Below are 10,012 nucleotides of genomic sequence, written 5' to 3' on the forward strand. Positions count from 1 at the left end.
GGCCTCACGGGGCCGCCGCGCCGCCGTCGTGCGGCTACGACGCCGCGGCAGCATCCGGGCCGGCGGGGCGGGCGGCGAGCCACACGAACTCGTGCGGGGCGAGCGCGAGCCCGTCGCCGAGGGCCACGGCTCGCCCGGTGAGGAGGTCGACGGCGTCGCCCGCGAAGCCCGAGAGCGTCGCCGCGGTCACGGGCTGGGCGTCGTCGGCGAAGTTGGCGAGGACGACGACGGTGCGGTCCTCGCCCGCGCGCTGATAGCCGAGCACGTGGCGGTTGTTCGTGTGGAAGCCGATGAGCCGGTTTCCTGCGAGCTCCGGGGTCTGGGCGCGCACCGCGAGCATGTTCGCGAGCCCTGCGAAGATCGCACCCTCGGGGGTTCCAGGATCCCCGCGGTGCTCGTAGCGCTCGGCGGGGCAGTGCGGGCGGTGGACCCAGCGGCTGTCGGCCTCGTGGCCTGGTTCCTGAGCGTAGCCGTAGTCGTTGAGCTGGCCCACCTCGTCGCCGAGGTAGATCAGCGGGATGCCGCCCGTGCTCATCGCGATCGAGTGGAGCAGGAGGACCCTGCGGACCGCCTCGGGCGAGCCGCCCTCGAGGCCGCACAGCGACGCCGTCGTGCCCGAGATGCGGCAGTCCCCCGTGCGCGGGTTGTCCTGGAACGCGACCCCGCGCGCGAAGCTGCCAGGGAAGCGGTTCACGTAGAACGCGTTGAGGAAGCGGCGGTGGTCGAAGCCGTTGATGCCGAACTCGGCGGCGTCCTCGTCCGCGAACGTCCAGCCGATGTCGTCGTGGCTGCGCACGTAGTTCACCCACGATGTGCCGTCGGGGAGGTTGTGCCGCCGCTCGAGCGCCTGGGAGAGGAGCCGCGTGTCGCGCGTCGCGAGGGCCTCCCAGCCGAGCGCCATCTCGAGCGGGTTGTACGAGATCTGGCATTCGGCGGGGTCGATGTACTGGACCACCTCGTCGGGGTGCACGATCGCCTCCGACTTGAACAGGAGCGACGGCGCCGCGAGGCGGCAGACGGCGTTGAAGCCGCGAAGCAGGTCGTGGGCCTCGGGGAGGCTCTCGCACGCGGTGCCGAGCTGCTTCCAGATGAATGCGACCGCGTCCATGCGCAGGATCTCGATGCCCTGGTTCGCGAGGAACAGCATCTCCCCCGCCATCGCCCGGAACACCGCGGGGTTCGAGTAGTTGAGATCCCACTGGAACGTATGGAACGTGCACCAGACCCACCGTCCGTCCGGCTGCTGAACGAACGTTCCAGGGTGGTCGTCGGGGAAGATCTCACGAACCGTCTGTTCGTACGCGTCCGGCATCGTGCGGTCGGGGAAGATCCAGTAGTAGTCCTCGAAGGCGGGCTCCCCCGACGCCGCCTTGCGGGCCCATTCGTGCTCGTTCGACGTGTGGTTGAAGATGAAGTCGACGACGAGGCTGATCCCGTTCGCCCGCAGCTCAGCGGCGAGCTCGCGCAGCTCGTCCATCGTGCCGAGCTTCGGATTGACGTCGCGGTAGCTCGAGACCGCATATCCGCCGTCGGAGTTCGGCTCGGGGGCGAGGAAGAGCGGCATGAGGTGCAGATACGTCAGGACGAGCTCGCGGAAGTACGGGATCCGATCGCGGAGTCCCGCGAGGTTCTCCGCGTAGCGATCCACGTAGCAGACCCCGCCGAGCGTCCGCCCGGCCTGGAACCAGTCCGGCTCCGCCTCGCGCCGCGCGTCGAGCTCCTTGAGTTCCGCGGGGCGCTCCTGCCAGGACCTAGCGCATTCGACGACGAGCGCGGCAAGATGCTCCACCCAGTCCTCGCGCGAACCGTAGAGCGCGGCGAACAGGCGCTCGAGCTCGGGCAGATGCCGGTCAACGCGCTCGCCGAACGCGTCCCACTCGGTACCGCCGCGTCCCAGCTCGACGTCGGCCTCAAGGGCCGCGAGCACGCGCTCGCGCACTTGTCCTCCGGTCATGTCCTCCACGGGTTCCTCCCTCATGCCTCTCCGCGGTGTAAGCGCTGTCACACACGCTACTGGCAGGTCCCCGCCGTCGGCCTCAGTTGAGGGAATGTGACTCTCAGTACACTGGGGCCCATGGCCTCCCGTATCAGCGAACTGGTCATCAAGTGCGCCGATCCTGAACTGCTCGCGCAATTCTGGAGCGACGTCCTCGGCTACGTCGAGCTCGAACGGGAGGAAGGCATGATCGAGATTGGCCCGCCCGAGGCCGGGTTCGGCGGCCTGCAGCCCACGATCATCCTGAGCCGCAGCGACGACCCACGCACCGGAATTCTCCCTCTGCACATCGACGTCAACCCCGTCGACCGCGATCAGGACGCCGAACTCGAACGGCTGCTCTCCCTCGGCGCCCGTCGCGCTGACGTCGGGCAGACCGGCGACGAACGCTGGCACGTCCTGGCCGACCCCGAGGGCAACGAGTTCTGCCTCTTGCGCAAGCGGCTTGATCCCTGAATCTCTCGCGAGGCGTGAGCTCTCGCCGAAAAGGCATGGTGCGAGCGACGAGATCTCACGCGTGGAGGGTCAGTCGAGCACGATCCCGGTGCCCTCGCCCCGACGCAGCGCGACCGGGCGGACCTCCCCGAAGCCGCGCACATTCTGGGCGTCGAGGGGCGCGAGGACGAAGCGCGGGTCGCCGCCGAGGACACCGGCCGTGAGTTCATCGACGAGCACCTGCCCCGGTTCCGCGATCGCCGTGAGGCGGGCCGCGAGATTGACGGTCGGCCCGTAGATGTCTCCGAGGCGGCTCAGCACGCGACCCCATACCATCGCGACGCGACCTTGAGGGAGCCGCTCGTCGGCCGCAATCTCGCGGGACAGGGCCAACGCGATCTCGGCGCCCGCCGTCGGCGTCTCGGCGATGTACAGGACTTCGTCGCCGACCGTCTTGACGAGGCGCCCGCCGCCCACCGAGATGACCTCGGCGCACAGGCTTTCGAACGTCTGGACGAGCTGCGCGAGCGTCTTCTCGTTCATGCGCCGCGAGAGGCTTGTGTAGGAGACGAGGTCCGCGAACCCCACGGAGCGCGCGAGCGGCAGCGGCGCGTCGTCCTCGCCCCCCGTGCGGCCCTCCTCGCTCGCCTCGAGCCCCTCCTGCGCCCGCACGGCGAGGCGCTGGACGCCCGCGCTGAGCTGACGCCGCCACGAATACACGAGCATTTCCTCGAGCGGCTCGATGAGGTGCGGAAGCTCCTCGACGAGCCGCACGCGGGCCTCGGCGTCGGTGATGCCCTGCGTCGCGACCATGTCCTCGACGAGGGCCTCGACCTGCCAGACGACCATGCGGTCGGTCATCTGGCCGATCGCGCGCGTCACGGAGATCGCGGCATCCTCGGTCAGGACGCCCTCGCGCACGAGCTTCGGCATGATCTTGAGGTGCTCGAGGTCCTCGGTCGTGAACGCGAGGTCGTCGTCGGTGAAGTTCGGCATGCCGAGAGCGCGCCAGAGCTTCCGCGCGGAGAACAGGGAGAGCCCCACGCCCTGCGCGACGTCGCGGCGCTTGAGTGTGCGCTCTCCGCCGAGCAGCAGGTTCTCGAGCGCCTTCGCCGAGCGCCGGTACTCTGCCCTCGCCGTCTCGGGCGCCGGACCGGGCCCATCGTCGGGCCGGGCGGCGTGCGCCGCCGCGTCGCCGTCTGGCAAGGGAAGGGCCCGCTCGTCATCCATCGCGTCGCCCTCCCTCACTGCTCACTCTGCCCCCAAACGTCTCGCTCCCACGGATCCCGCGGCGGGGTGCCTCCCGTCCCTGACCACGCGCCGTCGTCCGTTGCCGGGAATCCGCCGTCCGCCGGCAGCTCGTCGATCGCGTCCAACACGAGCTGGCGGAAGCTGCGCACCTCGGGCACGTCGTCGAGCCTCAGGCTCGCAGCCTGCCCTGTCGACAAGGTTATCGTTCCCGATCGCGCCAGGGACTGGAAGACCGACTGGTGGACCGCGACGTCTCGGACCATCGCGAGGGGAAGCTCGCGATCGCTCCGGCGCAGTCCTCGCGCGCGCCGGAGCACGCGGCGGCTCGTGAGGGTATAGCGGAGAGCGCCCCACCTGATGAGGCGGCGCAGGGGGTACGCGACGAGGATCCACGCGCCGAGGGCGGTCGGAACGAGCGCGAGCCACGGCCCGGTGCCCGCAGGCAGCCAGGGCACGAGCGCATCGAGGCGGCCGCGAGCGAGCCAGCCGGCCGCGAAGGCAACACCACCGCAGACGAGCACGGTCACGAGCATCGGAAGGGCGAGCACGGAGGCGTGCCGACGCGTGTCGACGATGACCTGCTCGCCCGGGACGAGCAGCCTACGCATAGCCGCCGTCGGCCGGGCGCAGATGGACGACGTCGCCCGCACCGACAGTGTGCCGACCGCCGTCGTCCTCGACGACTTGGAGCGCACCGTGGCTGTCGAGACCCGTCGCACGTCCCACGAGCCGCCGCCCGCCCGGAAGCTCGACGCGCACACGCCGGCCCAGGGTGATCGTCGCGTCCTGGACCTGGGAGAGCAGGCTCCGGCCGCCCGCGAACGGTGTCTCCGCGTTGCCGTTCACGGAGCAGAACGCGCGGTAGCGGCGCGCGAAGTCTTCGAGGTACGCGGCGAGGAGGCCGGTGCGGTCCACGGGGCGGCCCGCTGCGAGGCTTGCCGACGTCGCGGTCGGGACGGGGAGCTCGTCCTCGCGCAAGGAGACGTTGATCCCCGCCCCGAGGACGACGGCGGGCGGCTCGCCGCGCGCCCCCGGCGCGAGATGCGCGAGGATGCCCGAGATCTTGAGGCCCCCGACGACGACGTCGTTGGGCCACTTGAGCGCGGACTCGAGGCCCGCGACCTGGGCGAGCGCCTCGCGCAGCGCAAGGGCGGCAAGGGCCGAGATCCACGAATAGGACTGCGTCGGGAGCGGGCGGCCGTCCGAATTGTGGGGGCGAAGGAGGATCGAGACGGCGAGGGACGCGCCCACGGGCGATTCCCACGGCCGGTGGAGGCGCCCGTGGCCCCGCGTCTGGCGCTCGGCGACGAGAACGGCGAGGTCGCCCCAGGCGTCCGGCTGCGTCTCGGAGAGGAGCACGAGCTCGTCGTTCGTCGATCCGAGCTCATCCACGACCTCGACGCGCGAAAGTCCCGCGCGCACCGCGAAGTCGGCGCCGAGCCGGGAACGGTCGAGGGGGCCGCGGCCTTCAGCCGCCGAAGTGTCGAGCTCCATAGGGGAATCCTAGCCATCCCGTCCGACAGCCAGCCAAGGCAAAGCCGCACGTCAGAGCTAGAAACCGCACGTCAGAGGAAGAAATCCGGCACGAGCCGGTCCTCAGGCGCGCCGAGGCTGTAGCGCGAGAAGTCGGTCACTCCGACGCGGCGGAGCGCGTCCTCGTCGATGAAGAACTGGCCCGTGGTCGTGCGCGGATCGCTTGTGAGGATCGCATACGCTGCGTCCGCCATGATCTCGGGGCTACGCGTGAACCGCACCATGTCGTCGTCGCCCACGACGTTCCGGATCGCGGCGGTATCGATCGCGGTGCGCGGCCACAGGGAATTGACGCCGATCCCGTCGGCGCGCAGTTCCTCGGCGAGGCCGAGCGTCACGAGGCTCATGCCGTACTTCGCCATCGTGTACGCGAGATGTGCGCCCGCCCACTTGGGGTCGAGGTTGAGCGGCGGAGAGAGCGTGAGGACGTGGGCGGTGCGGCCTGCCTGCGCGGACTCGCGCAGGGCCGGAAGCGCGAGCTTGGAGAGGAGGAAGGTCCCGCGGGCGTTGATGTCCTGCATGAGGTCGTAGCGCTTCATGTCGATCGCGTCCGTGCGTGAGAGGTCGATCGCCGAGGCGTTGTTGATCACGGCGTCGATCCCGCCGAAGCGTTCGACGGCGGCGCTCACCGCGCGTGCGACGTCGTCGTCGTTGCGGACGTCTCCCACGACAGGGAGCGCGTGGCCGCCCGCCGCCTCGATCTCGGCGGCGGCGTCGAAGATCGTGCCGGGGAGCTTGGGGTGCGGCTGGGCCGTCTTGGCCAGCAGCACGACGTTCGCGCCGTCGGCCGCCGCGCGCTTCGCGATCGCGAGGCCGATTCCGCGGCTCCCGCCGCTCATGAGGATCGTGCGTCCGGCGAGAGCCCGCTCCTGGGGTGTGATGCTCGTCATAGGCGTTAGTCTACCCCTATGTTACCGCCCAGTAATATAGGGGGAATCCAGTGCCGGGCACCCGTGCCCCATCCTCCGACTCTTCGACGCCGAGAAATTGTAGGGTTCCTACACACGGAGGCCACGCACCGCTTACTAGACTGGGGTGACGGCTCCGCCTGTTGTGCGGAACCTACATGTGACGTAATGCCGATCGAGAGTTGGAGCACGTGACCCACGACCTGACCACGACCGCGGGCAAGATCGCGGACTTCCGCGATCGCCGGGGCGCCTCGCTGCTCCCCTCGGGGCCTGAGGCCGTCGAGAAGCAGCACGCGCGCGGCAAGAGCACGGCGCGCGAACGGATCGACATGCTGCTCGACGAGGGCTCGTTCGTCGAGTTCGACGCCCTCGCGGTGCACCGCTCGACGGCGTTCGGGATGGCCAAGAAGAAGCCGCTCGGCGACGGCGTCGCGTCCGGTTACGGCACCGTTGACGGCCGGCTCGTCGCCGTCTACAGCCAGGACTTCTCGGTCTACGGGGGCTCGCTGAGCCAGGTCAACGGCGAGAAGATCGTCAAGGTCCAGGAGTTCGCGCTCCGCAACGGCTGCCCCGTCGTCGGGATCAACGACGGCGGCGGCGCGCGCATCCAAGAGGGCGTCGCCTCGCTCGCGATGTTCGCGGACATCTTCCGCAACAACGTCGCCGCATCGGGCGTCATCCCGCAGATCTCCCTCATCATGGGCCCGTGCGCGGGCGGCGCGGCCTATTCCCCGGCGCTCACCGACTACGTCGTCATGGTCGACAAGACGAGCCACATGTTCATCACCGGTCCCGACGTCATCAAGACGGTCACGGGCGAGGAAGTCGACATGGAGACGCTGGGCGGCGCGCGCCAGCACAACGCGACGACGGGCACCGCGACGTACCTCGCCTCGGATGAGAAGGACGCCATCGAGTTCGTTCGCGAACTCCTCGACTACCTCCCGTCGAACAACCTCGTCGAAGCGCCCGTGCTCGATTCGGACCAGGAGCTCGAGGAGACACCCGAGGACTTCGCGCTCGACGCCCTCGTCCCCGACTCCCCGACGCACGGCTACGATATGCGCCGCGTCATCGAGGGGATCGTCGACGACGGCGCGTTCCTCGAGATGCAGTCGCTCTACGCGCCGAACGTCATGATCGGCTACGGGCGCATGGAGGGGCACACGGTCGGCATCGTCGCGAACCAGCCCATCCAGTTCGCCGGCACGCTCGACATCGCCGCGTCGGAGAAGGCCGCGCGCTTCGTGCGCCACTGCGACGCGTTCAACATCCCGATCATCACGCTCGTGGACGTCCCGGGCTTCCTGCCCGGCAAGGACCAGGAGTTCCAGGGCATCATCCGCCGCGGCGCGAAGCTCCTGTACGCGTACGCCGAGGCCACCGTCCCGAAGCTCACCGTCATCTGCCGCAAGGCCTACGGCGGCGCGTACATCGTCATGGGCTCGAAGAAGCTCGGCGCCGACCTCAACCTCGCGTGGCCCACGGCGCAGATCGGGGTCATGGGCGCGCAGGGCGCCGTCAACATCCTGTACCGCCGTGAGCTCGCGACCGTCGAGGCCGACGGCGGTGACGTCGAGGCGAAGCGCGCCGAGCTCATCCGCCAGTACGAGGAGGAGCTCCTCAACCCGTACCAGGCCGCGGAGCTCGGGTACGTGGACGCCGTCATCGCGCCGTCCGAGACGCGTGTGCAGCTCCTGCGCGGGCTCCGCGCCCTGCGCGACAAGCACGCGTCGATGCCCGCCAAGAAGCACGGGAACATCCCGCTGTGAGCGGCGAGCTCGCCCCGGGCGCCCCGAGCGCTGGCGCAGCGGACGACGGCGGGGACTCACCCGCCGTCGAGCCTTCCCGTGCATTCGGGGCTGACGCCCCCGACGCACCACAGGTGCTCCTCTCCGTCACCAAGGGCAACCTGACGCCCGAGGAGCTCGCGGCGCTCACGGCGGTGCTCGCCGCCGTCGGCTCCTCGGAGCCCGAGGAAGCCCCCGCGGCTCTCACGCGCCGCGAACGCCTCCGCCGCGCAGCCCTCCGCCCGCGGCACGCCATGAGCCAGCGCCGCGGCCGCTTCTAGGCGTCCAGGGGTCACAAGACGCGGGTGGCCACCCGTCCAGAGGTCACCTTCCGCGCAGACGACCAAACCTTCAGCGCCAACGTCCCCGGCTTCCGTGCCAACCTCCCCGGCTTCCGCGCCGGCGTCCCCGACTTCCGCGCCAACCTCCCCAGCTTCTGCGCCAACGTCCCCAGCGTCTGCGCCAACCTCCCCAGCGTCTGCGCCAACCTCCCCAGCTTCTGCGCCAACCTCCCCAGCGTCTGCGGCAACCTCCCCAACTATTGAGCGCCCAGCGACGGCGCTCGCCCGGGATTCTGCGCTGACCCCGCCCCGGGGGGCTTTGAAAATGGGGAGGCCGGCGCAAGAGTTGGGGAGGCCGGCGCAAGAGTTGGGGAGGCCGGCGCAAGAGTTGGGGAGGCCGGTGTGATGTCTCGGGAGATGGGTGACAGTTCTGCCTCAGGACATCGGTGACAGTTGCTGTGTCAGGACATCGGTGACAGTTTCGTCGGTGCGGGGCCTTGTGCCGACGGGGCGGCCGTTGCTGACGTAGGTGATTCCTTTGGCGGGCCAGGGGTGTTCGATCAGTAGCGTGCCTTGGTGGTCGAAGAACGTGATCCGCTCCGGGTCCCAGACGATGTGGACTTGGAGTCCGGTCCTGGCGCTGCCGATCTGGAACTTCACGCCGCGGATCGTGATGCCGCCGTTGGCGGGCACGGCACGGGTGGCCGTCCCTTCCACTCCCGGGCGGATCCGTGTTGCCGAGGTGGCCTGGTGCCCGGGGATCGCGGGCATGGGCGGTGCGGGCCTTGGCCTGGGCGGTTCGGCCTTCGGGGTCGCTTCCCAGGCCTGAAGGGGGGTGATCCTGCCGGGCAGGCCCTGATGCGGGCGCTGGGTGTTGTAGATGATGTCGAACGCGTCGACCTGTTCCTGGAGCTGGTCGATCGTCTCGGCGAGGGGCTGCTTGTCCAGCCAGCGGAAGAGGGTCTGGTGGAAGCGTTCGTTCTTGCCCTGGGTGGTGGGCTTGTTGGGCCTGCCCGTGATCGGCTCGACTCCGAGGGAGGTCACATAGATGACCAGCTGGCCGATCACGCCCCGGCGGATCGGGTTCAGCGCACTGCCGTTGTCGGTCAGGAGCCGCTGCGGCACCCCGTGGGCGGCTATCCCCTTCCTTGTCACGGCGATGGCCGCCTCCGCCGTCTCCGACCGGGCCACGTGCGATGAGACCGCGTAGCGGGAGTGGTCGTCGATGAGCTGGAAGATCACGCACTTGCGCCCGCCGGCGAGCACGTACTCCGTCGCGTCCAGCTGCCAGCACGCGTTCGGCGCCGGATACACGAACCGGCGGAACGCGGCCCGCGGCTTCTTCCTCGGCTCGGCCCGAGCGACCCCTGCCTGGCGGAACATGCGTGCCAGCGACGCCGGCGAGGGCACCGATGCCAGGCCCATGGAACGCATCTTCTCGTGCACGCTGATCGGACCGTGGTCCAGCCCGGAGCGCTCCAGCGCCGCCCGCACCCCGATGGCCTGCTGCCTCACATCGTCCGAGAGCCTGGCCGGGCTGTTCTTCGGGCGCCGCGACCTGGGCTCCAGCGCCGCGGCCGGCCCGTCCGCGGCGACCCGGGCGCGGATCGCATAGAACGTCTTCCGCGAGATCCCATGCTCGGCGCAGAACGTCGTCACCGCACCCCGAGGCGCGTTCTCCGGCCACTGAGAGATCGCGAGACGGATACGAGGATCGACAGTGGAGTTCTTCTTCACCAGCCCATCAGAGCGAAAGAAGTGTCACCACCAAGAACCCCGGAACCGTCACCGATGTCCTGAGGCAGAACTGTCACC

At 69.7% G+C, this 10,012-nt stretch carries 10 protein-coding genes; 4 read left to right on the forward strand and 6 right to left on the reverse strand.

Annotated features, from left to right (window positions below; translation table 11 throughout):
• Window positions 1–34 precede the first annotated feature (34 nt).
• Entirely contained in the window at window positions 35–1,954 is a 1,920-nt protein-coding gene (locus RBS12_RS10990) for an alpha-amylase family glycosyl hydrolase (RefSeq protein ID WP_307966155.1), read from the reverse strand.
• A 120-nt stretch (window positions 1,955–2,074) separates the two neighbouring features.
• Between RBS12_RS10990 and RBS12_RS10995 the strand changes: the two genes are divergently transcribed.
• A complete protein-coding gene (locus RBS12_RS10995; protein WP_307966134.1) occupies window positions 2,075–2,452 on the forward strand; it encodes a VOC family protein in 378 nt (125 codons plus the stop codon).
• A gap of 69 nt (window positions 2,453–2,521) precedes the next feature.
• On the opposite strand, the gene RBS12_RS11000 is transcribed toward RBS12_RS10995, so the two are convergent.
• The 4 genes from RBS12_RS11000 to RBS12_RS11015 form a co-directional block, all read right to left on the reverse strand.
• Entirely contained in the window at window positions 2,522–3,661 is a 1,140-nt protein-coding gene (locus tag RBS12_RS11000; protein ID WP_307966135.1) for an adenylate/guanylate cyclase domain-containing protein, read from the reverse strand.
• 14 nt (window positions 3,662–3,675) lie between these two features.
• Complete coding sequence (locus tag RBS12_RS11005; protein WP_307966136.1) at window positions 3,676–4,290, reverse strand: PH domain-containing protein; 615 nt, start codon at window positions 4,288–4,290, stop codon at window positions 3,676–3,678.
• Window positions 4,283–5,176, reverse strand: coding sequence for a biotin--[acetyl-CoA-carboxylase] ligase (locus tag RBS12_RS11010; protein WP_307966137.1), 894 nt, complete (start codon window positions 5,174–5,176; stop codon window positions 4,283–4,285). The genes RBS12_RS11005 and RBS12_RS11010 overlap by 8 nt, the downstream gene beginning before the upstream one ends.
• A 71-nt stretch (window positions 5,177–5,247) precedes the next feature.
• Window positions 5,248–6,105 carry an NAD(P)-dependent oxidoreductase gene (locus tag RBS12_RS11015; RefSeq protein WP_307966138.1) on the reverse strand — a complete coding sequence of 286 codons (858 nt, stop codon included), beginning with the start codon at window positions 6,103–6,105 and terminating at the stop codon, window positions 5,248–5,250.
• Window positions 6,106–6,314: 209 nt separating this feature from the next.
• Between RBS12_RS11015 and RBS12_RS11020 the strand changes: the two genes are divergently transcribed.
• Genes RBS12_RS11020 through RBS12_RS11030 form a run of 3 tightly spaced genes read left to right on the forward strand, consistent with a single transcriptional unit; the run spans window position 6,315 to window position 8,461 of the window.
• Window positions 6,315–7,898 carry an acyl-CoA carboxylase subunit beta gene (locus tag RBS12_RS11020; RefSeq protein ID WP_307966139.1) on the forward strand — a complete coding sequence of 528 codons (1,584 nt, stop codon included), beginning with the start codon at window positions 6,315–6,317 and terminating at the stop codon, window positions 7,896–7,898.
• Window positions 7,895–8,197 (forward strand): acyl-CoA carboxylase epsilon subunit, encoded by a 303-nt coding sequence (locus tag RBS12_RS11025; RefSeq protein WP_307966140.1) that lies wholly within the window; start codon window positions 7,895–7,897, stop codon window positions 8,195–8,197. The genes RBS12_RS11020 and RBS12_RS11025 overlap by 4 nt, the downstream gene beginning before the upstream one ends.
• 24 nt (window positions 8,198–8,221) lie before the next feature.
• Window positions 8,222–8,461, forward strand: coding sequence for a hypothetical protein (locus RBS12_RS11030; protein ID WP_307966141.1), 240 nt, complete (start codon window positions 8,222–8,224; stop codon window positions 8,459–8,461).
• A gap of 171 nt (window positions 8,462–8,632) precedes the next feature.
• Here the strand turns inward: RBS12_RS11030 and RBS12_RS11035 are convergent, their stop codons facing one another.
• Entirely contained in the window at window positions 8,633–9,856 is a 1,224-nt protein-coding gene (locus RBS12_RS11035; protein WP_307966156.1) for an IS481 family transposase, read from the reverse strand.
• Window positions 9,857–10,012: the final 156 nt, after the last annotated feature.

The organism is Sinomonas sp. ASV322 (assembly GCF_030908245.1).
Lineage (GTDB): Bacteria > Actinomycetota > Actinomycetes > Actinomycetales > Micrococcaceae > Sinomonas.